General features: G+C 70.0%; 19 protein-coding genes. 10 read left to right on the forward strand and 9 right to left on the reverse strand.

Annotation, left to right across the window (positions count from 1 at the left end; translation table 11 throughout):
- Positions 1-140 precede the first annotated feature (140 nt).
- From ACIBU0_RS16700 to ACIBU0_RS16710, 3 genes are all read right to left on the reverse strand, one after another.
- Positions 141-671 (reverse strand): hypothetical protein, encoded by a 531-nt coding sequence (locus tag ACIBU0_RS16700; RefSeq protein WP_398818111.1) that lies wholly within the window; start codon positions 669-671, stop codon positions 141-143.
- 608 nt (positions 672-1,279) lie between these two features.
- Positions 1,280-4,000: a pyruvate, phosphate dikinase gene (gene ppdK, locus ACIBU0_RS16705; protein WP_398818113.1), complete on the reverse strand. Its 2,721-nt coding sequence runs from the start codon at positions 3,998-4,000 to the stop codon at positions 1,280-1,282.
- Positions 4,001-4,417: 417 nt separating this feature from the next.
- Positions 4,418-5,647, reverse strand: coding sequence for an ROK family protein (locus ACIBU0_RS16710; protein WP_398818116.1), 1,230 nt, complete (start codon positions 5,645-5,647; stop codon positions 4,418-4,420).
- A 120-nt stretch (positions 5,648-5,767) separates the two neighbouring features.
- On the opposite strand from ACIBU0_RS16710, the gene ACIBU0_RS16715 reads away from it, so the two are divergent.
- From ACIBU0_RS16715 to ACIBU0_RS16725, 3 genes are all read left to right on the forward strand, one after another.
- Positions 5,768-7,252, forward strand: a complete 1,485-nt coding sequence (locus ACIBU0_RS16715; RefSeq protein ID WP_398818117.1) for an MGH1-like glycoside hydrolase domain-containing protein — start codon at positions 5,768-5,770, stop codon at positions 7,250-7,252.
- A complete protein-coding gene (locus ACIBU0_RS16720; protein ID WP_398818120.1) occupies positions 7,249-9,186 on the forward strand; it encodes a glycogen debranching N-terminal domain-containing protein in 1,938 nt (645 codons plus the stop codon). Before ACIBU0_RS16715 ends, ACIBU0_RS16720 begins: the two co-directional genes overlap by 4 nt.
- A 263-nt stretch (positions 9,187-9,449) precedes the next feature.
- Positions 9,450-11,243 carry a CDP-alcohol phosphatidyltransferase gene (locus tag ACIBU0_RS16725; RefSeq protein ID WP_398818123.1) on the forward strand — a complete coding sequence of 598 codons (1,794 nt, stop codon included), beginning with the start codon at positions 9,450-9,452 and terminating at the stop codon, positions 11,241-11,243.
- Positions 11,244-11,498: 255 nt separating this feature from the next.
- On the opposite strand, the gene dusB is transcribed toward ACIBU0_RS16725, so the two are convergent.
- On the reverse strand, positions 11,499-12,641 hold the full coding sequence (gene dusB / locus ACIBU0_RS16730; protein WP_398818126.1) for a tRNA dihydrouridine synthase DusB: 1,143 nt from the start codon (positions 12,639-12,641) through the stop codon (positions 11,499-11,501).
- Positions 12,642-12,736: 95 nt separating this feature from the next.
- Between dusB and ACIBU0_RS16735 the strand changes: the two genes are divergently transcribed.
- Positions 12,737-14,182 carry an MFS transporter gene (locus ACIBU0_RS16735; RefSeq protein WP_398818129.1) on the forward strand — a complete coding sequence of 482 codons (1,446 nt, stop codon included), beginning with the start codon at positions 12,737-12,739 and terminating at the stop codon, positions 14,180-14,182.
- Here ACIBU0_RS16735 and ACIBU0_RS16740 read toward each other — a convergent pair.
- The gene (locus tag ACIBU0_RS16740; protein WP_398818132.1) at positions 14,172-15,110 is read right to left on the reverse strand and encodes a helix-turn-helix transcriptional regulator; all 939 of its coding nucleotides are present in this window, start codon (positions 15,108-15,110) and stop codon (positions 14,172-14,174) included. The two genes, ACIBU0_RS16735 and ACIBU0_RS16740, sit on opposite strands and share 11 nt — an antisense overlap.
- Positions 15,111-15,211: 101 nt before the next feature.
- Between ACIBU0_RS16740 and ACIBU0_RS16745 the strand changes: the two genes are divergently transcribed.
- From ACIBU0_RS16745 to ACIBU0_RS16755, 3 genes are all read left to right on the forward strand, one after another.
- The gene (locus ACIBU0_RS16745) at positions 15,212-16,642 is read left to right on the forward strand and encodes an MFS transporter (protein WP_398818134.1); all 1,431 of its coding nucleotides are present in this window, start codon (positions 15,212-15,214) and stop codon (positions 16,640-16,642) included.
- Between the two features lie 145 nt (positions 16,643-16,787).
- Positions 16,788-17,006 (forward strand): hypothetical protein, encoded by a 219-nt coding sequence (locus ACIBU0_RS16750; protein WP_398818137.1) that lies wholly within the window; start codon positions 16,788-16,790, stop codon positions 17,004-17,006.
- Positions 17,003-17,626, forward strand: a complete 624-nt coding sequence (locus ACIBU0_RS16755; RefSeq protein ID WP_398818140.1) for a GNAT family N-acetyltransferase — start codon at positions 17,003-17,005, stop codon at positions 17,624-17,626. Before ACIBU0_RS16750 ends, ACIBU0_RS16755 begins: the two co-directional genes overlap by 4 nt.
- A gap of 4 nt (positions 17,627-17,630) precedes the next feature.
- On the opposite strand, the gene ACIBU0_RS16760 is transcribed toward ACIBU0_RS16755, so the two are convergent.
- Both ACIBU0_RS16760 and ACIBU0_RS16765 read right to left on the reverse strand, forming a co-directional pair.
- Positions 17,631-18,227 carry a TetR family transcriptional regulator gene (locus tag ACIBU0_RS16760; protein WP_398818143.1) on the reverse strand — a complete coding sequence of 199 codons (597 nt, stop codon included), beginning with the start codon at positions 18,225-18,227 and terminating at the stop codon, positions 17,631-17,633.
- Between the two features lie 25 nt (positions 18,228-18,252).
- Positions 18,253-19,263, reverse strand: coding sequence for an aldo/keto reductase (locus tag ACIBU0_RS16765; RefSeq protein WP_398818146.1), 1,011 nt, complete (start codon positions 19,261-19,263; stop codon positions 18,253-18,255).
- 174 nt (positions 19,264-19,437) lie between these two features.
- Between ACIBU0_RS16765 and ACIBU0_RS16770 the strand changes: the two genes are divergently transcribed.
- A complete protein-coding gene (locus ACIBU0_RS16770) occupies positions 19,438-20,493 on the forward strand; it encodes a chitinase (RefSeq protein WP_398818149.1) in 1,056 nt (351 codons plus the stop codon).
- A 3-nt stretch (positions 20,494-20,496) separates the two neighbouring features.
- On the opposite strand, the gene ACIBU0_RS16775 is transcribed toward ACIBU0_RS16770, so the two are convergent.
- Positions 20,497-21,108, reverse strand: a complete 612-nt coding sequence (locus ACIBU0_RS16775; RefSeq protein WP_398818151.1) for a LysE family translocator — start codon at positions 21,106-21,108, stop codon at positions 20,497-20,499.
- A gap of 194 nt (positions 21,109-21,302) precedes the next feature.
- Between ACIBU0_RS16775 and ACIBU0_RS16780 the strand changes: the two genes are divergently transcribed.
- Complete coding sequence (locus tag ACIBU0_RS16780) at positions 21,303-22,412, forward strand: endonuclease/exonuclease/phosphatase family protein (protein WP_398818154.1); 1,110 nt, start codon at positions 21,303-21,305, stop codon at positions 22,410-22,412.
- 63 nt (positions 22,413-22,475) lie between these two features.
- Here ACIBU0_RS16780 and ACIBU0_RS16785 read toward each other — a convergent pair whose 3' ends face one another.
- Positions 22,476-23,858, reverse strand: coding sequence for a glycine--tRNA ligase (locus tag ACIBU0_RS16785; protein WP_398818157.1), 1,383 nt, complete (start codon positions 23,856-23,858; stop codon positions 22,476-22,478).
- Between the two features lie 174 nt (positions 23,859-24,032).
- Between ACIBU0_RS16785 and ACIBU0_RS16790 the strand changes: the two genes are divergently transcribed.
- Entirely contained in the window at positions 24,033-24,992 is a 960-nt protein-coding gene (locus ACIBU0_RS16790) for a metal ABC transporter substrate-binding protein (RefSeq protein ID WP_398818160.1), read from the forward strand.
- The last annotated feature ends 10 nt before the right edge of the window (positions 24,993-25,002 follow it).

Here is a 25,002-nt window from a genome sequence, read left to right on the forward strand (position 1 = left end):
CGCACCCGCCGGCGTGGCTGACTGTCGTCGGCCGAGGTTCAGACTGGCCCCATCGAAGTGGACGCAGCGAGCGCAGCACTGTACCTGGCACGAGCCACGATCAAGGTTGTCGCTGGGCAGCCCAGTGCGTCGGCAGGAGCTCACTCCGCAGCTGGGGAGGATGGCGGTGGAGCGCTGCGGAGGCCCAGCTCAGCGTGGACGCGGGCCTGCGGCCTTACTCTGGCGCGGTGCGCCAAATCTTCAAAGTAGATCATTGCTTTCGTCGTCAGCTCGCGCTCTCGATATATGTATGGGGCCAACACCTCCCACATGTTGAGGATGTTGGGCCCGTAGGAACCAATGATCAGTCGCTCATCCACTATGCCGTGAGCGACAAGTTTGCCTACGTCGTCGTAGAAGAGACTCACGCGGCGGACGTGACCGAGCGGTTCATCTGGTAACCGCCGGTACCCGAACTCAGGCGAGTGGTCTCGTGCCAGGTCGGACTTGATGTACTCGATGGCACGGGAGAACTCTGATTGCCTCGTCTCACGGAAGAGCTCGACAACTACGGGTAACAAGTTCGAGTTGTGCGCGAGCCTTATCTGCCTTGCCGACACAACAGAGGACGCCGCCAGCGATACGACGGATATAAACAGTGCCAACACAGTCGACGCCGTAGTGAGGCTCATGGATGGAGGCTAGCCTCGCATTAGGAAGGCGTGAAGCTGGCGGACTGGTCGAAGCCGAGGAGCCGTCGGAGTCCAACCCTCACGCAGGGCAAGCCGAACAGCCGGGGCAACCTGCTAGCGAGCCCGGCCCCGGCGGCCCTCTCAGTTTCCGTCTCATTCAGCGCCGTCACGGCCGTTCAGGCGAGACCCGGGACCGTCCCGACACCGGCGGCCAACCGCCCATGAACGCAGGTGAACGCCCCTGAACCCACCCCGATGTCCGACCAACACAGTTGGAAAACGTGTTGAGGCACCCTCGCGAACGGAAAGCCTCCGCCGCCGCCTGAACCCACACGCGGGCGCCCCAGCCGCGCGTGGAGGGCACAGCGAGGGCACAACGGCTTCCCGCAGGTTCAACGGCAACCAACGCCAACAAACGCCATCTGCCCTGGTCAGCGACGTACCTTGACAGTCTCCACAGACGATGCAGCAGAGGGCGGCACCCCCGCACAGGGTGCCGCCCTCTCTTCGTGCACCGGAGCCGCCGCCCATCGGTCTTGAGGGTCGGGGACGGGCGACGGCTCCGGAGTCTCAGTGGCCGTGAGGCCTACCGACACCCCTTGCCGGGCTCACCGGTGGTCGCTGCCCTCCGACTGCGTCGCCGCGCGCCCCGCCTCCAGGCGCGCCACCGGGATCCGGAACGGCGAGCAGGAGACGTAGTCGAGGCCGACCTCGTGGAAGAAGTGGACCGACTCCGGGTCACCGCCGTGCTCGCCGCAGACGCCGAGCTTCAGGTCGGGGCGGGTCTCACGGCCCGCCTTCGCCGCGGCGGCGACCAGCGAGCCCACGCCGTCCTTGTCGATCGTCTCGAACGGGCTGACGCCGAAGATGCCCTTCTCCAGGTATGCCGTGAAGAAGCTCGCCTCCACGTCGTCCCGGCTGAAGCCCCATACCGTCTGCGTCAAATCATTGGTGCCGAAGGAGAAGAACTCCGCCGCCTCCGCGATCTGACCGGCGGTCAGCGCGGCGCGCGGGAGCTCGATCATCGTGCCGATCGACAGCTTGAGCGACGTACCGGTCGCGGCCTCGACCTCCGCGATCACCGTGTCGGCCTCCTCGCGGACGATCTCCAGCTCCTGGACCGTGCCGACGAGCGGGATCATGATCTCGGCGCGCGGGTCGCCCTTGGCGTTCTTGCGCTCGGCCGCGGCCTCGGCGATGGCCCGGACCTGCATGGTGAACAGGCCCGGGATGACGAGGCCGAGGCGTACGCCGCGCAGGCCCAGCATCGGGTTCTGCTCGTGCAGGCGGTGGACCGCCTGGAGCAGGCGCAGGTCGTTCTCGTGGGACTCCTGGCGGGACTCCGCAAGGGCGACGCGGACCGACAGCTCGGTGATGTCCGGCAGGAACTCGTGCAGCGGCGGGTCGAGGAGGCGGATCGTGACCGGCAGGCCGTCCATCGCCGAGAACAGCTCGACGAAGTCCTTCTTCTGCAGCGGCAGCAGCTCCGACAGGGCGGCCTCACGCTCGTCCTGCGTGTCGGCGAGGATCAGCTTCTCGACCATCTCGCGGCGCTCGCCCAGGAACATGTGCTCCGTACGGCACAGACCGATGCCCTGCGCACCGAAGCGACGGGCGCGCAGCGCGTCCTCGGCGTTGTCCGCGTTGGCGCGCACCCGCAGCCGGCGCTTGCGGTCGGCGAACGCCATGATGCGGTGCACGGCCTCGACCAGCTCGTCGGCGTCGTTGGCGCCGGCGTGCATCCGGCCCTCGAAGTACTCCACGACGGGAGACGGGACCACCGGGACCTCGCCCAGGTAGACCTTGCCGCTCGACCCGTCGATGGAGATGACGTCGCCTTCCTCCACCACGTGCCCGCCCGGCACCGTCATCCGGCGCCGCTTGGTGTCGACCTCCAGCTCCTCCGCGCCGCAGACACAGGTCTTGCCCATGCCGCGCGCGACGACGGCCGCGTGGGAGGTCTTGCCGCCGCGGCTGGTCAGGATGCCCTCGGCCGCGATCATGCCGTCCAGGTCGTCGGGGTTGGTCTCCCGGCGGACCAGGATGACCTTCTCACCGGAGCGCGACCACTTCACCGCGGTGTACGAGTCGAAGACCGCCTTGCCGACCGCCGCACCCGGCGACGCCGCGATGCCCCGGCCGACCTGCTCGACCTTGGCGTTCTCGTCGAACTTCGGGAACATCAGCTGGGCGAGCTGGGCGCCGTTGACGCGCTGGAGCGCCTCGGTCTCGTCGATCAGGCCCTGGTCCACCAGCTGGGTCGCGATCCGGAAGGCGGCGCCCGCCGTGCGCTTGCCGACGCGGGTCTGGAGCATCCACAGCTGACCGCGCTCGATCGTGAACTCGATGTCGCAGAGGTCCTTGTAGTGGTTCTCCAGCGTCTCCATGATCTGCATCAGCTGGTCGTACGACTTCTTGTCGATCGTCTCCAGCTCCGCGAGCGGGACGGTGTTGCGGATGCCCGCCACCACGTCCTCGCCCTGCGCGTTCTGGAGGTAGTCGCCGTACACGCCCTGGTGGCCGGAGGCGGGGTCACGCGTGAACGCCACACCCGTACCCGAGTCCGGGCCCAGGTTGCCGAAGACCATGGAACAGACGTTGACGGCCGTGCCGAGGTCGTGCGGGATGCGTTCCTGGCGGCGGTACAGCTTGGCGCGGTCGCCGTTCCAGGAGTCGAAGACCGCCTTGATGGCGAGGTCCATCTGCTCGCGCGGGTCCTGCGGGAAGTCCCGGCCGGCCTCCTTCTTGACGATCTTCTTGAAGGCGGTGACCAGCTTCTTGAGGTCGGCGGCCTCCAGGTCGGTGTCGACCGTGACCTTCTTGGCCTCCTTGGCCTTGTCGAGGGCCTCCTCGAAGAGGTCGCCGTCGACGCCGAGGACGGTCTTGCCGAACATCTGGATGAGGCGGCGGTAGGAGTCCCAGGCGAACCGCTCGTCGCCGGCCTGGTCGGCGAGGCCCTTCACGGACTTGTCGGAGAGCCCGATGTTGAGGACCGTGTCCATCATGCCGGGCATGGAGAACTTCGCGCCGGAGCGGACCGAGACGAGCAGCGGGTTGTCGGGCTGGCCGAGCTTCTTGCCCATCTTCGTCTCGAGGGCGTCGAGGTGCGCACTCACCTCGTCACGCAGTGCCGTCGGCTCCTCGCCACTGTCGAGGTAGACCTTGCAGGCTTCCGTCGTGATGGTGAAACCCGGGGGAACGGGGAGTCCCAGGTTGGTCATCTCGGCGAGGTTCGCGCCCTTGCCACCCAGGAGGTCCTTGAGGTCCTTGTTTCCCTCGGTGAAGTCGTAAACGAACTTCGCTACGTGGGGTTCTTTGTTTTCCGACACGGTCTCGACTCCCTCGAGGACGCGGTGGCTGCCCTGACGGCGAGGAACATACCCAGATCGAAGGCGTCTGGGTACGTCCACTCACGCGACATGCGCCCGTAACCAGTCGTCAGCCAGCGGATCGAAAGTCAAAGCTTGGCAAGCTGAGACGGGCGGATGTTTTCACTTCTTGAACGCAAGGGCACCCACAGGCACCGTTCTCCGCTCAAATGAGCGGCCATCCTGCACGTCTGATTTCGATCGATGAACGATCAAGGGGTGGCACCGAGTGCCACCCCTTGGAGAAGTGCAGCCGCTCAAGATCCGCTCATCTGAGCGCAACCCTTATCAAGGGTGGTGAGAATCACGCTGCCACAGCGCGCCGGATTTCACCATGCGGACGCCATTCGGACGCGCTTCAAGACGGAAACCCGGACGTCACACGCCCAGGACCAGCAGCCGCTCCTCCACCCGCTCCGGCGCGTACAGATGCTCGACGACCAGCGCCCCTGCCCCCACCAGCCCGGCCCGTTCCCCGAGCCGCGCGGTCACGACGTCCAGATGAGCGGTGGAGCGGGGCAGCGCCCGCTGGTACAGCAACTCCCGCACCCCGGTGAGGAAGGGCGTCCCCGCCAGGTCCCCAGCGATCATCAGCACCCCGGGGTTGAGCAGCGTCACGACCGTCGCCAGTACGTCCCCGACCTGCCGCCCCGCCTCCCGCGCCCGCGCCGCCGCCCCCGGATGCCCGGACGCCAGCAGGTCCCGCACATCCGAGCCGGAGGCCGCCGGCACCCCGTCCTCGGCCAGCCGCCGGGCCACGGCGCCGCCACTGGCGACGGCGGCCAGACAGCCGTACGACCCGCAGCGGCACAGCGCGTCCGCGCCCACCCTGATGTGCCCGATGTCGCCCGCGCCCCCGTCGATGCCCCGGTACACCGAGCCGTCCACGACGACCCCCGCACCGATACCCGTCGACACCTTGACCAGGACGAACGCCGAGCAGTCCGGGTATCCGGTGCGCTGTTCGCCGTACGCCATGAGGTTGGCGTCGTTGTCGACCAGGACCGGCACGGCCCCCGCCCCCGTGTGCTCGGTGAAGGCTCTCGCCAGCCGGCCCCGTATGTCGTAGCCGTCCCAGCCCGGCATGATCGGCGGCTGGACGACCCGGCCGGTCTCGCTGTCCACCGGCCCCGGCACCGCGAGCCCGATGCCGCACACCTCCCCGGCCTCGCGCCCGGCCTTCTCCAGCAGCTCCGCGAACCAGCGCCCCAGTTCGCCCAGCACCGCGTCCGGCCCGTCCTCGACGACCAGCGTTCCGCTGTGCTCGGCGAATATCTCGCCGGTCAGCGACAGGACGGCGGCGCGTGCGTGCCGGGTGTCCAGGTCGGCGGCGAGGACGACCGCGTGCTCGCCGTCGAACTCCAGGGTGATGGAGGGGCGGCCGCCCAGCGGGGAGTCCACGGGACCGCCGGCGCCCTCGCGCAGCCAGCCCGCGCGGAAGAGGCGGTCGAGGCGCTGGCCGACGGTGGCGCGGGACAGTCCGGTGGCCTGCTGGAGGGCGCCGCGCGTGGTGGCGCGCCCGCTGCGGACGAGTGCGAGCAGATCGCCGGCGCCCGCCTGAGCACCGCTCTTGGTGGTCCTGCCCGTCCGACCCGGCTGACCGGTCATGCGCACCCCCTTGTGTTTCTCAACCCTGCATTACATATTGGGTTTTGCGTGTTAAATAGACGTAACCCTACGGTAGCCATGACCGACCAGGTCGGCCGGACGTCTTTCGGGGAGCCCCGAGTGGATCGCACTGCCCAGCTCACAGCCCGTCGCGCCGAGCGTGACATTGCATACGATCCGCCGCCCGCGGCCGGTTCGCTGCACGTCAGGGCCGCCCGGGTGCTGGAGGCCAGCTGGACCGGCACCTCTACGGTGCCCTCGCGCGGCCTGTACCCGCACCAGTGGTCCTGGGACTCGGCGTTCATCGCGATCGGCCTGCGGCACCTCTCGCCGTTACGGGCGCAGACGGAGCTGGAGACGCTGCTCGACGCCCAGTGGGGTGACGGGCGGATCCCGCACATCGTCTTCAACCCCTCCGTACCGCTCGACGCCTATTTCCCGAGCCCCGACTTCTGGCGCTCCTCGACCGCGGGGCGCGCTGCGGGCGCCCCGCGCACCGTACAGACCTCGGGCATCGTGCAGCCACCGGTGCATGCGCTGGCCGCATGGCTGGTGCACTGCGCCGACCCGGGACTGTCCCGGGCGCGCGGGTTCCTCACCCGGGTGTATCCCCGCCTGGCGGCCTGGCACCGCTATCTGCTGCACCGGCGGGACCTGGGCGGGGGCGGCCTCGCGTCCGTCGTGCACCCCTGGGAACAGGGTATGGACAACAGCCCCTGCTGGGACGCGCCGTTGAGCAGGGTCACGCCCGCCCCGGCCCGCTCCTTCCGCCGCGCCGACCTCGACCACGGGGCGGCCGAGGACCGGCCGACGGATCTGGACTACGGGCGGTACGTGCGGCTGGCGACGGACTACCGGAGTGCCGGATACAGGGATGGGCCGGGCGGGAGATACGGGGCCGGCACCGGCGGTTTCGCCGTCGAGGACCCGGCGTTCAACGCCCTGCTCATCGCCTCCGAGCACGCGCTGGCCCGGATCGCGCGGGAGCTGGGGGCCACGGGCACGGCCCGGCACGCACGCGCCGAGCGGCTGACGGCGGCCCTGATCGAGCGCATGTGGGACCCGGCCGAGGGGATGTTCTTCTGCCGCGACGTACGCGGCGAGGGACCGGCCGGGGAGCTGATCCCCGAACGCAGCGTCTCCGGCCTGATCCCCCTCCTCCTGCCCACTCTCCCGCGCGACATCACCGCCGCCCTGGTCCGCACGGCCCACGGCCCGCATTTCGGCCTCGGCGACACCACCCGCCTCGCCCCGTCGTACGACCTCCTCGGCGAGGCCTTCGACCCGCACCGCTACTGGCGGGGCCCGGCCTGGTTCAACACCGCCTGGCTGCTGGAGCGCGGCCTGCGCACGCACGGCGAGCGGCGGCGTGCCGACGCCCTGCGGGAGTCGGCGCTGGAGCTGGCCGACGCCTCCGACTTCGCCGAGTACGTCGACCCGTACACCGGCGAGGCCTGCGGGGCCACCGGCTTCGGCTGGACCGCCGCGCTCACGCTCGACCTGCTGCACAGCACTGGCACCGCGGTCCCGGACGTCACCGGCACCGCGATCCCGGAAGTCACTGTCACTGCAGTCTCGGAAGTCAAGGGAGGTAACCGGGGATGACGGACCGGCATCATCTGCTCGTGTACGGCGGCACGTTCGCCGCCGTCGGCGACGGCGGGGACATCAGCGGGGTGCGGGGCGTCGGCTCCCCGGACGGGTTATTCGTACGCGACGCCCGGCATCTGAGCCGCTGGCAGCTCACGGTGGACGGGGCCGTTTGCGAGGTCCTCTCCCCGGTCGCCGACGGGGACACGGCCCGCTGTGTCCTGGTCCCGCGCGGCGGCCGCAACGAACCTCCCGCCTACACCCTCTTCCGCGAACAGGCGGTCTCGGACGCCTCGTTCGTCGAATCGCTCCGCGTGACCAGCAACCGCCCGGTCCCGACGACGGTCCACCTCGCCATCACCGCCGACGCCGACTTCACCGACCAGTTCGAGCTCCGCTCCGACCACCGCACCTACGCCAAGACCGGCGCCACCCGCTCCCGCCAGGTCCTCGACCACGGCGTCGAGTTCACCTACCAGCGCGGCGAGTGGCGATCGCTCACGACCGTGACGGCCGAGCCCGCCCCGGACGGCGTCGAGGAGACGGGCACCGGCGCCCGCCGCCTGGTCTGGGCCCTGGACCTGGAACCGCACGGCACAGCGGAACTGACCCTTCGGGTGATGGCCCGTCCGCACGGCGACAAACGGGCGCTGCGCGTGCCGCGCTCACCCGCCGCCCTCACCGACCAACTCCTCTCCCTCGAAGGCGAGTTCGTCGAGGGCGTGGCCTTCCCGACGGGCTGGCCGGAGCTGGCCGCCGCCTGTGCCCGGGGCCTGGCCGACCTGGCCTCGCTCCAGGTCCCGGCGACGGGCCTCGACGGCGAGGAACTGCGTGTCCCGGCCGCCGGGGCCCCCTGGTTCCTGACCCTGCTCGGCCGCGACGCCCTTCTGACCTCGCTCTTCGCCCTCCCCTACCGCCCCCGGCTCGCCGCCGCCACCCTCCCGGCACTCGCCGCGACCCAGGCGACGGAGACCGGCATCGACGCCGTGTCCCAGCCAGGCAAGATCGTGCACGAGGTACGCCACGGCGAGCTGGCGCACTTCGGGCAGGTGCCGTACGGCCGTTACTACGGCTCGGTGGACGCGACGCCGCTGTTCCTGATCCTGCTGGGCGCGTACGTGGAACAGACGGGCGACACGACGTCGGCGCGCCGCCTGGAACCCCACGCCCGCGCCGCGATCGCCTGGATGCTGGACCACGGCGGGCTGACCTCCCGCGGCTATCTGGTCTACCGGGCCGACCAGGGCGGTCTGGCCAACCAGAACTGGAAGGACTCCCCCGGCGCCATCTGCTCGGCCGACGGCACCCGCCCCGGCGGCCCGGTGATGGCGGCGGGCGCCCAGGGCTACGCGTACGACGCCCTGCGCCGCACGGCATGGCTGTCCCGCACGGTGTGGCAGGACGAGACCTACGCGGCCCTCCTGGAACAGGCGGCGGCCGACCTCCGCGACCGTTTCCAGCGGGACTTCTGGATGCCCGAGCACTCCTTCCCCGCGCTGGCGCTGGACGGCGGGGGCCGGCAGGTGGACGCGCTCGCCTCGGACGCGGGGCATCTGCTCTGGTCCGGCCTGCTGGACAAGGAGTACGGGGAGCTGGTGGGCCGCCGCCTCCTGGAACCCGACTTCTTCTCGGGCTGGGGAGTCCGCACCCTGGCGGCGGGCCAACCGGCCTACCACCCCCTGTCCTACCACCGCGGTTCGGTCTGGCCGCACGACAACGCCCTCATCGCCCTGGGCCTGGCCCGCTACGGCCTGCACGACGAGGCCCGCATGGTCGCCCACGCCCTGGTCGACGCGGCGACGACCACCGGACACCGGCTGCCGGAGGTCATCGCGGGCTACGGCCGCGACACCCACGCGGAGCCGGTGCCGTACCCGCACGCGTGCGTACGGGAGTCCCGCTCGGCGGCGGCCCCGCTGGCGCTGCTGACGGCGGTGGGAGGGGCGTGACAGGCTCGTTGGCCTGGCGTTTGCCGAGGGTTTGCCGAGCGCTGGGGCAGGAGGGCTGAACAGGAGCTGGGGGCCCGCCGTACGGAATGGCGGCGGGCCCGGCGGGTCCGTGGAGGTGCGGGTGCGTTCCCGCGTCGTTCGGTGCGTGCTCTCGGTGTGCCGGGCGGCGTGGGGGCGTGCTCGCACCTCCACGGACCCGCCACCTCCCCAGCGAGGCCCGCCGCACCACTCCCACCAGGGGTCTCGCACGGAAGGACCTTCGGGTGCCTGTCTTCACGCGCACGCGTCAACAGCCCGACACGACTGCCGACGACGCCGTCGCCGTGGACACGCCTCCCGAGGAATCCACCGAGGAGGCGCCGCCCGCGAAGGCAGCGGGTTTCCGGGCACGCCTCGCCGACTGGCCGTCCCGCCACCCGACGGCCGCCCGCACCATCGGCTGGACGATCACCGGACTGTCCGCCGTCCTCGTCCACGTGTGTCTGCTGATGCCGGGCTCGTTGCCCGGGCTGAAGCCGAGCGCGTTCCTGCACATCCCGGCGGAGATGATTATGGCGGCCGTGGTGCTGGTCGCGCTGCCGCGGCGGCCCCGGCTGCTGGTGGCGGCGCTCTCCGGGACCGCGCTCGGGATGCTGACCGTGCTGCAGATGCTCGACATGGGGTTCAACGAATACCTCGGCCGGGGCTTCAATGTCGTCCTCGACTGGAGCCTGCTCGACGACGCCCAGTCGTACATGAAGGACTCGCTCGGCGCGACGGCCGCACTCGGCCTCACCGCCGGCGCCATCGCCCTCGTCGTCCTGCTGGTCGCCCTCGTCGCACTGGCCACCGTGCGGCTGGGCAACGTCCTGGCCCGGCACAAGGCGCGGGCGTCCCGGGGCACGCTGATCGCCGGCACGGTCTGGATCACCTGCACCGCGTTCGGCCTCCAGCTCGCCGGCACACCGATCGCCTCCCACCGCACGGCCTCGGTCCTCAAGTTCAAGGCGGCCGCGGTGCGGACCACCCTCCGCGACGAGGCGGCGTTCGCGAAGGAGGCCAGGTCCGACACGTTCGGCAACACGCCCGCCGACCAGCTGGTGCCCGACCTGCGCGGCAAGGACGTCGTCTTCACGTTCATCGAGAGCTACGGCCGCAGCGCCATCGAGGACCCGATCATGGCGCCCGGCGTCGACAGGACGCTCGACACGAGCACGGCCGCGCTGGCCAAGGCGGGCTTCCACGCCAAGAGCGGCTGGCTGACCTCGGCGACGTACGGCGGCAGCAGCTGGCTCGGCCACTCCACGACCATGTCCGGCCTGTGGATCGACAACCAGAACCGCTACCGCACGGTCACCGCGGGCGACGGCACCCACCTCACCCTCACCAAGGCCTTCCAGAAGACCGGCGCCTGGGACACGGTGGGCATCATGCCGGGCGTGCAGAAGGGCTGGCCGGAGTCGAAGTGGTACGGGCTGGACAAGGTCTACGACGCCTTCGACCTGGGGTACAAGGGACCGAAGTTCAGCTGGTCGACGATGCCCGATCAGTACGCCCTCGAGGCATTCCAGCGCCGGGTGCACGGCAAGAGCCACGACAAGCCGCTGATGTCGTTCATCATCCTGACCTCCAGTCACCAGCCCTGGGCGCCGATCCCGAAGTCGGTCGGCTGGGACGAACTCGGCGACGGCTCGGCCTTCGGCCCGATCCAGAAGGCGGGCAACAAGCCCGCGGACATCATGGCCGACACCACCAAGTCCCGGCAGGAGTACGGCAAGTCGATCCAGTACTCGGTCACGAGCCTCACCGAGTGGCTGGAGCGCTACGGCACCGACGACACGGTCCTGGTGTTCCTGGGCGACCACCAGCCGATCGCCCGGGTCAGCGGGAACCATGCCAGTCGGGATGTCCCCGTCTCGATCGTCGCCAAGGACCCCGAGGTGCTGGATGCGATCGCCGCCTGGAACTGGACGGATGGTCTGAAGCCGGCCCACGACGCGCCGGTCTGGAAGATGAGCGCCTTCCGGGACCGCTTCTTGAAGGCGTACGGCTCTACACCGCACCCGTCGACGGGGTGACCCTCCGTTCCCGAGCCGGCCGGCAGGTCTCTCGCCCCCGCCGCCCCTACCCGTCCCATCCCCAGGGGCTCCGCCCCTTCGACCCCGGCGGGGGCTTCGCCCCCTGCGCCCCCATGGGTTGTCTTGCGGCTGCGGGTGCGTGGGGGCTGATCGCGCAGTTCCCCGCGCCCCTTTCTGGGGGCTGCCGCCCCCAGACCCCCGCATCGGGTGGGTGGGGGGCAGGGATGGCCGAGCCCCCGGAGGGGGCCGTTCGGCTCAGCCGCCGGACGTGTCCAGCTCCGCGTCCTCGCTGATCCCCGCGCAGTCGTACGGGTCCTTGAGCCAACCGTCCGGCAGCACCACGCGGTTGTTGCCGGACGTACGCCCGCGCGGACCGTCCGCGCCGGCCGGCCACGGCTGGTCGAGGTCCAACTCGTCCAGGCCGGAGCGGAGTTCATCGAGAGACGACGTGATGGCGAGCCGCTTGCGCATCTCCGAGCCGACCGCGAAGCCCTTCAGGTACCAGGCCACGTGCTTGCGGAAGTCGATGACACCGCGGGCCTCGTCGCCGATCCACTCGCCGAGGAGCGTGGCGTGGCGGACCATGACGTCGGCGACCTCGCGGAGGGCCGGACGCGCGATGTCGGCCGTACGGCCTTCGAACACCGCCACCAGGTCCGCGAACAGCCACGGCCGCCCCAGGCATCCCCGCCCGACCACGACGCCGTCGCAGCCGGTCTCCCGGACCATCCGCACGGCGTCCTCGGCCGACCAGATGTCCCCGTTGCCGAGCACGGGGATCTCCGGCACATGCTCCTTGAGCCGCGCGATGGCGTCCCAGTCCGCGGTGCCGCCGTAGTGCTGGGCAGCCGTACGGCCGTGCAGCGCGATCGCCGTCACGCCCTCCTCGACGGCGATCCGCCCGGCGTCGAGGTAGGTGATGTGATCGTCGTCGATGCCCTTGCGCATCTTCATCGTGACCGGAAGGTCACCGGCCCCGCTGACGGCCTCCCGCAGGATCGCCCGCAGCAGATTCCGCTTGTACGGCAGCGCGGACCCGCCGCCCTTCCGGGTCACCTTCGGCACCGGACATCCGAAGTTCAGGTCGATGTGATCGGCCAGCCCCTCCTCCGCGATCATGCGGACGGCCTTGCCGACGGTGGCCGGGTCGACTCCGTACAGCTGGATCGAGCGCGGCTTCTCGGTCGCGTCGAAGTGGATCAGCTGCATGGTCTTCTCGTTGCGTTCGACCAGCGCCCGAGTCGTGATCATCTCGCTGACGAACAGCCCCTTGCCCCCACTGAACTCACGGCACAGCGTGCGGAAGGGCGCGTTGGTGATCCCGGCCATGGGAGCCAGGACGACGGGCGGCTGGACGGTGTGCGGGCCGATCTGCAGGGGCGTGGCGGTCGTGGGCATTCCCCCATTGTCGCGTACGACGACGCGTGCAGCCGTCATTAGTTAGGAGAGTTATTAGTTAGACGCACTATTGAAATGGGCGTACCCTGGACCCCATGCCCGAGCTCACCCCTCGCCGACGTCTGCTGGTCCTCGCGATCTGCTGTATGAGTCTGCTGATCGTGAGCCTGGACAACACCGTGCTCAACGTCGCCCTGCCCGCCCTGCAACGCGACCTCCACGCCGGCACGTCCGGCCTGCAGTGGACGATCGACGCGTACACCCTCGTCCTCGCCTCGCTGCTGATGCTGGCCGGTTCCACGGCGGACCGCATCGGGCGCAAGCGCGTCTTCATGGCGGGCCTGATCGTCTTCACCATCGGCTCGACGCTGTGCTCCCTCGCCCCGAACCTCGACGCGCTGATCGCCTTCCGCATGGTGCAGGCGGTGGGCGGTTCGATGCTGAACCCGGTCGCGATGTCGATCATCACCAACACCTTCACGGACCCGCGCGAGCGGGCCCGGGCGATCGGCGTGTGGGGCGGGGTGGTCGGCATCTCCATGGCCGCGGGCCCGCTGGTCGGCGGCCTGCTGGTGGAGTCGGTCGGCTGGCGGTCGATCTTCTGGGTCAACCTCCCGGTGGGCCTGGCGGCACTGCTCCTCACCCTCCGGTACGTCCCCGAGTCCCGCGCCGCGAAGGCGCGCCGCGCCGACCCGGTCGGCCAGGTGCTGGTCATCGCCCTGTTCGGCTCACTGACGTACGCGATCATCGCGGCGCCCACCGCACCGGCCGGCGAGATCCTGCTCCTCGGCGGCATCTCCCTGACCGCGCTGACCGCCCTCCTCGTCTACGAGCCCCGCCGCGCCGAGCCCCTCATCGATCTGCGGTTCTTCCGTTCGGCGCCGTTCAGCGGGGCCACGGTGATCGCGATCAGCGCGTTCGCGGCGCTCGGCGGGTTCCTGTTCCTGTCCACGCTGTATCTGCAGAACGTCCGCGGGCTGGACGCATGGCACGCGGGCCTGTGGATGCTGCCGATGGCCGCGCTGTGCTTCGTCTGCGCACCGGTCGCGGGACGGGTGGTCGGCAACCGGGGGCCTCGGCTTCCGCTGCTGATCGCGGGTGTGTCGATGACGGCGTGCGGGGTGCTGTTCGCGGCGTTCGAGGCGGAGACCGCGAACGCCACACTGGTCCTCGGATACGTGCTGTTCGGGCTGGGCTTCGGGTTCGTCAACGCGCCCATCACCAATACGGCGGTCTCCGGGATGCCGCGGGCGCAGGCCGGGGTTGCGGCCGCCGTCGCCTCCACGAGCCGGCAGTTGGGGCAGACGTTGGGGGTGGCGGTCGTGGGCGCGGTGCTTGCCTCGGGGGTGGGGGCGGCGTCGTACCGGACGGCGTTCGTGGGTGCGGCTCGGCCGGCGTGGTGGATCGTCGCGGGGTGTGGGTTGGCCGTGCTGGTCGTGGGGTTGGTGACCAGTGGGGCGTGGGCTCGGGGGACTGCTGAGCGGACGGCTGAGCGGTTGGAGTCTTCCGAGGTGCGCGAGGCGTCTCGGGTCAGTGCGTAGATTGGCGGCTAACGGTCGGTGGGGGCTGGTCGCGCAGTTCCCCGCGCCCCTTGAGGGCGATTTCGTGCAGCTTCTTGAGACGCTCCCCCGACTCCTCGTCCGCCGGCACATACGTCACCATCCGCGGCCCCACCTCCGGGCTCAGCCACAGGTCCGTGTGGTCGACCACGATCCGGCCCACATGGCGGTTGAGGAACTCCTTCCTCTTCGTGCGGTGGGCCACCACCTCATGGCGGTCCCACGCCTCGCAGAAGTCCGGCGACTCCGCGCGCAGCCGTTTGAGGAGCATCTTCCAGGCGGGCTCGGTGAGGTGGCCGGCCATCGCGGCGCGGAAGCGGGCCGCCATCAGGCGCTGGGTCTCCGTCAGGTGCACGATCGACGAGCGCCACTCCTCGTGCGTGTACGAAAGGATCATGCAGTTGCGGTCCTCGGGCGGCACCGCGTCCAGGTCGCACAGCAGCAGCCCGTAGGTGCGGTTGTAGGCGAGGATGTCGTACCGGCTGTTCTGCAGACAGGCCGGATACGGCTCCAGTTGCTCCAGTACGGCCCGCATCGCGGGGGTCACCGAAGGGCAGGCCGTCGCCGGTGTCGGATCCACCGTGCCGGCGAGCTGGAAGAGGTGGGACCGCTCGCTGGGGTCGAGCAGGAGCGTGCGGGCGAGGGCGTCGAGGACCTGGACCGAGACCTGGATGTCGCGGGCCTGTTCCAGCCACGTGTACCAGGTGACGCCGACCGCGGCGAGCTGGGCGACCTCCTCGCGGCGCAGGCCGGGTGTGCGGCGCCGGCGGCCGCGGGGCAGGCCGACCTGTTCGGGAGTGATGTGCTCGCGGCGGTGGCGCAGGAAGGCGGCGAGTTCATGGCGCCGGACGGCACCGTCCGGTCGTACCGCCGTCGCCGTCGCCCTCGTCTCCTGGGCCATGGTCGTCATGCCTCCAGCGTGCCGTCGCGCGGACCCTGTTTCCAGGTAGTGCTTGTACCAGGATAAGAAGACTCTGGTACCAGTCTGGGCCGGGGCACAGCCTGGTACCCGTGACCGAAACAACCATTCCACGTCAGGTCCGCTCCACCGCCTCCGCGTCACCCTCGCTCGGCGGCCTGGGGCTCTTCACGGTGCTGCTGGCAGCGGCACTCCCCCTCATCGACTTCTTCATCGTCAACGTCGCCCTGCCCACCATCGGCCACGACCTCGCGGCGAGCGAGGCCGTGCTCGAACTCGTCGTCGCGGGTTACGGGTTGGCGTACGCCGTCCTGCTCGTCCTCGGCGGACGGCTCGGTGACCTGTTCGGCCGGCGCCGGCTGTTCATCGGCGGCATGGCGGCCTTCGGGCTGACCTCGCTCGCGTGCGGTCTGGCGCCCAGCGCCTGGACGCTGGTCGCGGCGCGGGTGGCGCAGGGCGCGGCGTCGGCGGCGATGCTCCCGCAGGTGCTGGCCACCATCCAGGCGGCCACCAGCGGTCCGCGGCGCGCGAAGGCCATGGGGCTGTACGGCGCGACGGCCGGGCTGTCCATGGTGGCCGGGCAGATCCTCGGCGGAGTGCTCGTCGCCGCCGACATCGCGGGCACCGGCTGGCGCTCGGTGTTCCTGGTGAACGTCCCCGTCGTCCTCGTCGGCCTCTTCCTGGCCGCCCGCGCCGTCCCGGAGACCCGCTCGCAGCACCCGGAGCCGGTGGACGGACCCGGCACGGTCCTGCTCGCCGTCTCCCTCCTGACGCTCCTGGCCCCGCTCACCGAGGGCCGGGCGGCGGGCTGGCCGCTGTGGACGTGGCTGTCGCTGGCGGCGTTCCCGTTCGTGGCGGCGGCGTTCTACGCGGTGGAGCGCAGGGCGGACCGTCAGGGCCGTACGCCGCTGGTCCCGCCGAGCCTGTTCGACCTCGTCTCCCTGCGCCGCGGTCTGGTGATGATCGTGCCGTTCTCGATCGGCTTCAGCGGCTTCATGTTCGTGATCGCGGTGGCGTTGCAGCAGGGGGCGGGCCACGGTCCGGTCGCGGCGGGGCTGGCGCTCGCGCCCATGGCGGTGGTGTTCTTCTTCGTCTCGCTGGCCGGCCCGCGGCTGGTGGCCCGCCACGGCACCCGGGTCGTGACCGCCGGTGCGGCGATCCAGGCGGTGGGCGTGGGCCTGATGGCCCTGGCCGCCTGGCGTTCCTGGCCGGACCTCGGCCTCGTCGAACTGCTCCCCGGCGCCGCGATCGCCGGTGCGGGCCAGGCCCTTCAACTCCCCGTCATCTTCCGGATCGTCCTCTCCGAGGTGCCGGCATCGCGGGCGGGCGTGGGCAGCGGCGTGATGATCACGACGCAGCAGTCGTCGCTCGCCCTGGGTGTGGCGACGCTGGGCACGCTCTTCCTCTCCCTGGTCCCCGGGCTGGGCATGCGGGACGCCCTGGTCACCACGCTGCTGGTCCAGTTGGCCGGTGTCGCACTCACCGGCCTGCTCAGCCTGCGTCTGCCGCGCACCGTCGGCTGACCGACATGTGAGGGTGTGGCCACAGGTTGGTCAACCCGCCGGTGAAGAGTCCCCGTTGATGTTGGTCTTGCTGCACACTCCTTGCTGCACACGGCCGCCCGGGGCCGTGTGCACGGACTCGATGTCCTCGGACGCTGGAGGCGTCATGCTGGAGATCAACACGAGCAAGGTGAGCCGCTGGGACCAACACGGACGGGAGCATGTCGTACGAGTGGAGCGCAAAGGTCCGCAGCGCACGGTCAGATGCGACACGTGCGGCTGGCGCAAGGGCGCCCAGTTCCTGCCCTGGCTGAAGGCGGAGGAGCATCTGGCGGAGGCCCACCAGGCGACGGTGGACCCGACGGAGGCGCAGCAGGAGCGATGACGTTCATACGTCTCTACGGCCCCGAGGACCGCGAGTCCCTGGAAGACATCTGCATCCGCACGGCACATGAGGGCGGCGACAGCCGGCCGCACTACAAGGACCCGGGCATCTTCCCGACGACCTTCGCGCTCCCGTACGTCACCCTGGAACCGGACCTCGCCTTCGTCCTGGACGACGGTCACGGCCGGGCGGTCGGCTACATCCTCGGCGCCGCGGACACACCCCGCTTCGTGGCGGCGTTCCGCACCGAGTGGCTGCCCTCCGCCGCGGAGAGCTACCCCGAGCCGCCCGGCCCCCCGGCCACCCCGGACGAGGAGATGATCCGGCTCCTGCACCACCCGGAGCGCATGCTCGTCCCGGAGGCCGCCGCCTACCCGGCCCACCTCCACATCGACCTGCTCCCCGCCTGGCAGGGCCGGGGCCACGGCCGCGCGCTGATGCGCACCCTGCTGCAGGCCCTTCAGGACAAGGGAGTCCCGGCCGTCCACCTCTCCATGGTCACGGCCAACACCCCGGCCAGGGCCTTCTACGACCGCCTGGGCTTCCACGAGATCGACGTGCCGGACCCGGGGCCGGTCACCTACCTCGGCCGTGCGACGCGGGAACTCGACGCCCTGTGACGGCTCAGCGCGGGGCCCGCAGCCCCCGCACCAGCAGGTCCACGAGCGCCTCGAAGTCCCGCTCCGCGCCCGGCCGTTCCCACTCCTTGGCGTAACCCGGGTCGTGGAAGCGGCCGGTGGCCTGGAAGAGGGCGCGGGCGGCGGTCGCCGGGTCCTCGGTGGCGAAGACGTCCTCGTCGGCACCGGCCCGCACGATCTGAGTCAGCTGACCGGTGAGGTCGGCGATGTGCTCACTGACGACCGTTTCGGCGGCCTCGCCGGCCAGCACCGAGTACGTGGCGAAGAGCTCCGGATCGTCGCCCGCCTTGCGGCGCTTGGCGGCGAAGAGGGCGGCGAGCCAGTCACGCAGCCGGGCCTCGGGGTCGCCGTCGGACGCCACGATCCCGGCCAGCACGTCCGTCGTACGGTCCAGCCACCGCTTCGTCACCGCCTCCCGCAGCGCGGCCTTCGTGCGGAAGTGCCGGTAGACGCTGCCGTGGCTGACGCCGAGCGCGCGGGCCACGTCGACCACGGTGGCCTTGGCCGGGCCGTGGCGGCGCAGCACCTCCTCGGTGGCTTCGAGGATGCGCTCGGCGGTCAGGGTTTCGCTGGTCGCAGGCATGCCTAGACGGTACCCGGCACCGCGATCAGCGCTCGCTGTCGAGCATGGCCATCTGGGCAGGGGCGTACCGCTCGCCGGCCGCCGCGCCCGCCGGTACGGCGGCCTCGATGGCGGCGAGGTCGGCCGCGTCCAGGGCCACGTCCAGAGCACCCAGGGCCTCACCGAGCCGCTCACGGGTACGGGCGCCGATGAGCGGCACGATGTCCTCGCCCCTGGACAGCACCCAGGCGATGGCGATCTGCGCGACGGAGACGCCCTTCTGCTCGGCGATCTTGCGCAGGGACTCGACGAGATTGAGGTTGTGCTGGAGGTTCTCGCCCTGGAAGCGGGGCGAGTGGGCGCGGAAGTCGGTGGCCGCGTACTCCTGGCCGGGCGTGACATGGCCCGAGATCAGCCCACGCGAGAGCACGCCGTACGCCGTGACGGCGACGCCCAGCTCGCGCAGGGTGGGCAGGATCTCCCGCTCCGGGCCGCGGGAGATGAGCGCGTACTCGATCTGGAGGTCGGCGATCGGGGCGGTCGCGGCGGCGCGGCGGATGGTCTCCGCACCGACCTCGCTCAGCCCGATGTGCCGGACGTACCCCTTCTCGACCAGTTCCGCGATCGCGCCGACGGTCTCCTCGATCGGCACGTCCGGGTCGAGCCGGGCGGGACGGTAGATGTCGATGTGGTCGACGCCGAGGCGCTGGAGGGAGTACGCCGCGAAGGTCTTCACGGCGGCCGGGCGCCCGTCGAAGCCGTACCAGTCGCCGTCCGGGCCGCGCTGGGCGCCGAACTTCACGCTGGTGAGCGCGTTCTCGCGGAGGGCGGCCGGGGCGGTGCGCAGAGCCTCGCTGATCAGTAGTTCGTTGTGGCCCATGCCGTAGAAGTCGCCGGTGTCGAGCAGGGTCACGCTGGCTTCCAGGGCGGCGTGGAGGGTGGCGATGGACTCGGCGCGGTCCGCATCGCCGTACATCCCGGACATGCCCATGCAGCCGAGGCCGAGGGCGGAGACCTGGGGGCCGGTGGTTCCGAGGGTTCGGGTTCGCATCGTCATGACTCCACCTTGGCATGACAGCTGACAGATTTCAATATCTGTCAGCTGTCATTCGTCACCCAGCCACCGGGTCGGAGTGCTGGAGCAATTGGTCCAGACCTATTGACTAAAGGTCTGGACCGCGCGACTGTCATGCTCACCACACCTCACCGCACCCCCACCGGGAGGCCTCGCATGATCCGCCGCGCCCTCAGCGCGCTCACCGCAGCGCTCGCGACCGTATGTCTCACCCAGCTCCCGACCCCGCCCACCGCGGCCGCCTCCGCCGCCGCCGACACCTGCGCCGTGAAGCCGAAGCCCTCCGGCAAGGTCCTCCAGGGCTACTGGGAGAACTGGGACGGCGCCGCCAATGGCGTCCACCCGCCCTTCGGCTGGACCCCGATCACCGACTCCCGCATCCCCGCGCACGGCTACAACGTGATCAACGCGGCGTTCCCGGTCATCCGCTCCGACGGCACGGCCCTCTGGGAGGACGGCATGGACACGGGCGTGAAGGTGGCGACGCCGGCGGAGATGTGCGCGGCGAAGGCGTCGGGACAGACGATCCTGCTGTCGATCGGCGGCGCGGCGGCCGGCATCGACCTCAGCTCACAGGCGGTGGCCGACCGCTTCGTGGCGACGATCGTCCCGATCCTGAAGAAGTACAACTTCGACGGCATCGACATAGACATCGAGACGGGCCTGGTCGGCAGCGGCAGCATCACCCAACTGTCCACGTCCCAGGCCAACTTGATCCGCATCATCGACGGCGTGCTGGCGCGGATGCCGTCGGGCTTCGGCCTGACGATGGCCCCGGAGACGGCGTACGTCACGGGCGGCAGCGTGACGTACGGCTCGATCTGGGGCGCCTACCTGCCGATCATCAAGAAGTACGCCGACAACGGCCGCCTGTGGTGGCTGAACATGCAGTACTACAACGGCAGCATGTACGGCTGCTCCGGCGACTCCTACTCCGCCGGCACCGTCGAGGGCTTCGTCGCCCAGACCGACTGTCTCAACAAGGGCCTGGTCATCCAGGGCACCACCGTCAAGGTCCCGTACGACAAGCAGGTACCGGGCCTGCCCGCGCAACCCGGCGCGGGCGGCGGCCACATGTCACCGTCCCTCGTCGCCCAGGCGTGGCGGCACTACGGCACCGCCCTCAAGGGCCTGATGACCTGGTCGGTCAACTGGGACGGCTCGAAGAACTGGACGTTCGGCGACAACGTCAAGGCGTTGCAGGGCCGTTGAGACTCACCTCGCGGTGAGGGCGAGCTTCGCCCCCAGCGCCACGAACGACCCCGCGAAAGTGCGCCGCAGCCATGCCATCACCCGGGGCCGGGAGATGACATGACTGCGGACCGAGGCCGCGAGGATGCCGTACGCCGCGAAGACCACGAACGTCGCCAGCATGAACACTCCGCCGAGCGCCAGCATGCGCGGCAGGGCGTTCGCCTCGGCGGGGTCCACGAACTGGGGCAGGAAGGCGAAGAAGAACATCGTCAGCTTCGGGTTGAGGATGTTGATCAGCACGCCCCGTGCGATCACACGGCCCGAGGGCAGCGGCGTGGCGCCCTCGTCCACCGCGATGGCCTCCTTGTCCTTCAGCATGGCCCACGCCATGTACAACAGATAGGCGACACCGGCGTACTTGAGGATCTGGAAGGCGGTCGCGCTCGCGTGCAGCAGCGCGGCCGCCCCGGTCACGGTGGCCAGCATGTGCGGCACGATCCCGAGCGTGCAGGCGAAGGCGGCGACGACGCTCGCGCGGCGGCCGCGGGACAGACCGGCGGCCAGGGTGTAGACGACACCGGTACCGGGGGTGGCGACCACGACGAGGGTGGTGAGGAGGAACGCGATACTCATGCGGGCCACCCTGTCGTCGCCGTGGCCCGGGACACAGGGCCAATCGCCTACTCCGCAACAGGACCAATTGCGGCCGCCGCTCCGTTCGACACGCTTCACATCCGCCCTGAGAATGGAATCTGTCGGCGTGCAGTCATCCTGGCGGCGCCTGCCGTCGGCCGTGCGGTGTTCCAGCGCCGCCCAGGGAGGCCGCGATGGCCGTCCGCATCGCCACGTTCAACACCGAGAACCTCTTCCGCCGCCCCTCCGTGTTCCGCCTTGCGGACGCGGCGGAGCGGAAGCAGGTCCTCGACGATTTCGACAAGTTGGTCGCTCTCCTGGACAAGGAGACGTACACCGACGCCGACAAGCAGAAGATCTCGGCGCTCATCCTGAAGCACCGGGCGTACAGCAGCAACCCCGAGAACCCGCCGCTGATCTACGTCAACCAGAACCGCCCCGGGAAGAAGAGCGGGCTCTTCGACACGCCCGAGCCGGGGACGGAGCCGACAGAGCTGCCAATCCTCGCAGACGGCCGGGGGAAATGGGCCGGCTGGGCCGAACTCGGCAGGGACGACCTGGACATGGCCGCGGTCCGCAACACCGGGCGGGTCATCAGAGAGGTCAACGCCGAAGTCCTGCTGACGCCCGAGGTCGAGGACCGGCTCACCCTGGACCGCTTCAACGAGCAGGTTCTGGGCCTGGGCTGGCAGCCCTACCCCGTCGATCTGCTGATCGACGGCAACGATCCGCGGGGCATCGACATCGGGCTCCTCAGCCGCTTCCCGGTCACGTCCGTCCGGCCGCACCTCTTCGATCCGGACCCGGCGGACCCGACGGAGCCCTTGTTCAGCCGTGACTGTCCCGAGTACGAGATCCAGCTCGGCGAGGAGACCCTGGTGGTCCTCGGCAACCACCTCAAGAGCAAGTTCCACGACGACCCCGAACTGCGCCTGCACCAGGCCGAGCGGGTCGCGGAGATCTACCGGGCCGCGCTGGAGCGCACCCCGAACGTCGTGGTCGCCGGAGACCTCAACGACTCCCCGGACAGCAAGCCGGTCGCAACGCTGCTGGACGCCGGCCTGCGCGATGTGATGAGTCACCCCGCCTACGAGGGCGACGACCTCGGCACCCACGGCACCTGCAAGCAGAAGCGCGACAAGCTCGACTACGTCATGCTGTCGCCCGCGCTGTGGGAGAAGGTGCAGAACGTGGGCCTGGAGACGCGGGGCATCTTCGCGCACTCGAACCACTTCGCGAGCGTCAAGACGAAGGTCGACGAGGCATCGGATCACGCCGCGCTCTATGTGGACGTGGAGGTGTGACGAAAACGCCCACCCTCCGGCCGGCAGGGCCGGCCGGAGGGTGGGCGAAGAGCGAAGCGGACGTCAGCAGCCCAGCAGACGCCCGGCGAGGTACCCCTCGATCTGGTCCAGCGACACGCGCTCCTGCTTCATCGAGTCCCGCTCACGAACCGTGACGGCATTGTCCTCGAGCGTGTCGAAGTCCACGGTCACGCAGTACGGCGTACCGATCTCGTCCTGGCGCCGGTAACGGCGGCCGATCGCGCCGGCGTCGTCGAACTCGATGTTCCAGTTCTGGCGCAGCGCCTGGGCGAGGCCCTTGGCCTTCGGGGACAGCTCGGGGTTGCGGGACAGCGGGAGCACCGCCACCTTCACCGGGGCGAGACGGTGGTCGAGGCGCAGAACGGTCCGCTTCTCCATCTTGCCCTTGGCGTTCGGCGCCTCGTCCTCGACGTAGGCGTCGAGCAGGAACGCCAGCATCGCGCGCCCGACACCGGCCGCCGGCTCGATGACGTACGGCGTCCAGCGCTCGCCGGCCTCCTGGTCGAAGTAGGAGAGGTCCTGGCCGGAGGCCTTGGAGTGCGCGCCGAGGTCGTAGTCGGTGCGGTTGGCGACACCCTCCAGCTCGCCCCACTCGTTGCCGCCGAACTGGAAGCGGTACTCGATGTCAGCGGTGCGCTTGGAGTAGTGGGAGAGCTTCTCCTTCGGGTGCTCGTACCACCGCATGTTCTCCTCGCGCAGACCCAGGCCGGTGTACCAGTTCCAGCGCTGCTCCATCCAGTACTCCTGCCACTTCTCGTCCTCGCCCGGCTTGACGAAGAACTCCATCTCCATCTGCTCGAACTCGCGGGTGCGGAAGATGAAGTTGCCCGGCGTGATCTCGTTGCGGAACGACTTGCCCATCTGGGCGATGCCGAACGGCGGCTTGCGGCGCGAGGTGGTCTGCACCTGGGCGAAGTTGGTGAAGATGCCCTGGGCGGTCTCGGGGCGCAGGTAGGCGATCGAGCCGGAGTCCTGCGTCGGGCCGAGGTGGGTGGAGAGAAGACCCGAGAACTGCTTGGGCTCGGTGAACTGGCCCTTGTTGCCGCAGTTCGGGCAGTTGATGTCGGCGAGGCCGTTCTCCGGGAGGTGGCCCTTCTTGGCCTCGTACGCCTCCTCCAGGTGGTCGGCGCGGAACCGCTTGTGGCAGGAGGTGCACTCGGTGAGCGGGTCGGTGAAGGTGGCGACGTGACCGGAGGCGACCCAGACCTCGGGGGCCAGGATCACGGACGAGTCGATACCGACGACGTCCTCGCGCGACGTCACCATGTAGCGCCACCACTGACGCTTGAGGTTCTCCTTGAGCTCGACACCCAGCGGCCCGTAGTCCCAGGCGGCGCGCTGGCCGCCGTAGATCTCACTGCAGGGGAATACGAAGCCACGGCGCTTGCTCAGGCTGACGATGGTGTCGATCTTGTCGGCGGCCACGGTGCTCTCTTCATTACGACGACGGGCGACGAAGCGAGGCGCTTCACAGCGAATGCTTCAGGGTACCGGCGGGGGATCCCCCTCAACCAAATCGGTAGCGCTATCGGTAGCGCTCTGTGGGCGGCCGCTCACGCTTGTTGACAATGGTTTCCACTACGCCTGAAAATGACTGTCATGAACGTACGACGACAGCACATATCCGGGATCGCCCTCGCGGCCGTCACCGCTCTCGGTATCGGGACTCTCTCCGCCTGCTCCTCCGACAGCGCCGCCGTGGGCAACTCGGACAAGTTCGACGTCGTCGCGTCGTTCTACCCGATGGCCTTCCTCGCCGAGCAGATCGGCGGAGACCACGTGAAGGTCTCCAGTCTGACCGAGCCCGGCCAGGAGCCGCACGACCTGGAGGTCAGCGCCCAGCAGCGCGCGCAGATCGAGGAGTCCGACGCGGCCCTCTACCTCAAGGGCCTGCAGCCCGCCGTGGACGAGGCGCTCTCGCAGTCGAACGTCAAGACCAAGATCGACGCCGCCACCCTCACCACGCTGGAGGACCACGGCAACCTCGAGGACAGCCACGAGCACGAGGGCGAGGCCGCCTCCGAGGAGGAGGAGCACGCCCGCGACCCGCACATCTGGCTCGACCCGGTGAAGTACGCCGAGGTCGCCAAGGGCGTCGGCGCGGCCTTCGAGAAGGCGGACCCGGACCACGCGGCCGACTACAAGAAGAACACCGACGCGCTGGTCAAGAAGCTCGACGCCCTCAACACGCAGTTCGCGGACGGCCTGAAGAACACCAAGAGCAAGGTCTTCTTCACCAACCACGCCGCCTTCGGCTACCTCGCCGAGCGCTACGGCCTGACCCAGGAGGCCATCTCCGGACTCGACCCCGAGAGCGAGCCGAGCCCGGCCCGGATCAAGGACCTCCAGGAGGAGGCCAAGGCCGACGGCGTCACCACCGTCTTCTACGAGACACTGGTCTCCGACAAGACCGCGAAGACCCTCGCCTCCGACGCGGGCCTGAAGACGGACGTCCTCGACCCGCTCGAGGGCATCACCGACAAGTCCAAGGGCGACGACTACTTCGGGGTCATGGAGGCCAACCTCACGGCCCTGAAGACGGCCCTGGGAGCCAAGTGACCAATCCCAT

Source organism: Streptomyces sp. NPDC049627, from assembly GCF_044465645.1.
Lineage (GTDB): Bacteria > Actinomycetota > Actinomycetes > Streptomycetales > Streptomycetaceae > Streptomyces.

What these genes read in the sequence shown, in the direction of transcription:
- ACIBU0_RS16700 (WP_398818111.1), bottom strand. Translation starts at nt 671, where the DNA reads ATGAGCCTCACTACGGCGTCGACTGTGTTGGCACTGTTTATATCCGTC.
- ACIBU0_RS16710 (WP_398818116.1), bottom strand. Translation starts at nt 5,647, where the DNA reads ATGACCGGTCAGCCGGGTCGGACGGGCAGGACCACCAAGAGCGGTGCT.
- ACIBU0_RS16720 (WP_398818120.1), top strand. Translation starts at nt 7,249, where the DNA reads ATGACGGACCGGCATCATCTGCTCGTGTACGGCGGCACGTTCGCCGCC.
- dusB (WP_398818126.1), bottom strand. Translation starts at nt 12,641, where the DNA reads ATGCCCACGACCGCCACGCCCCTGCAGATCGGCCCGCACACCGTCCAG.
- ACIBU0_RS16735 (WP_398818129.1), top strand. Translation starts at nt 12,737, where the DNA reads ATGCCCGAGCTCACCCCTCGCCGACGTCTGCTGGTCCTCGCGATCTGC.
- ACIBU0_RS16740 (WP_398818132.1), bottom strand. Translation starts at nt 15,110, where the DNA reads ATGACGACCATGGCCCAGGAGACGAGGGCGACGGCGACGGCGGTACGA.
- ACIBU0_RS16750 (WP_398818137.1), top strand. Translation starts at nt 16,788, where the DNA reads ATGCTGGAGATCAACACGAGCAAGGTGAGCCGCTGGGACCAACACGGA.
- ACIBU0_RS16755 (WP_398818140.1), top strand. Translation starts at nt 17,003, where the DNA reads ATGACGTTCATACGTCTCTACGGCCCCGAGGACCGCGAGTCCCTGGAA.
- ACIBU0_RS16760 (WP_398818143.1), bottom strand. Translation starts at nt 18,227, where the DNA reads ATGCCTGCGACCAGCGAAACCCTGACCGCCGAGCGCATCCTCGAAGCC.
- ACIBU0_RS16765 (WP_398818146.1), bottom strand. Translation starts at nt 19,263, where the DNA reads ATGACGATGCGAACCCGAACCCTCGGAACCACCGGCCCCCAGGTCTCC.
- ACIBU0_RS16770 (WP_398818149.1), top strand. Translation starts at nt 19,438, where the DNA reads ATGATCCGCCGCGCCCTCAGCGCGCTCACCGCAGCGCTCGCGACCGTA.
- ACIBU0_RS16775 (WP_398818151.1), bottom strand. Translation starts at nt 21,108, where the DNA reads ATGAGTATCGCGTTCCTCCTCACCACCCTCGTCGTGGTCGCCACCCCC.
- ACIBU0_RS16780 (WP_398818154.1), top strand. Translation starts at nt 21,303, where the DNA reads ATGGCCGTCCGCATCGCCACGTTCAACACCGAGAACCTCTTCCGCCGC.
- ACIBU0_RS16790 (WP_398818160.1), top strand. Translation starts at nt 24,033, where the DNA reads ATGAACGTACGACGACAGCACATATCCGGGATCGCCCTCGCGGCCGTC.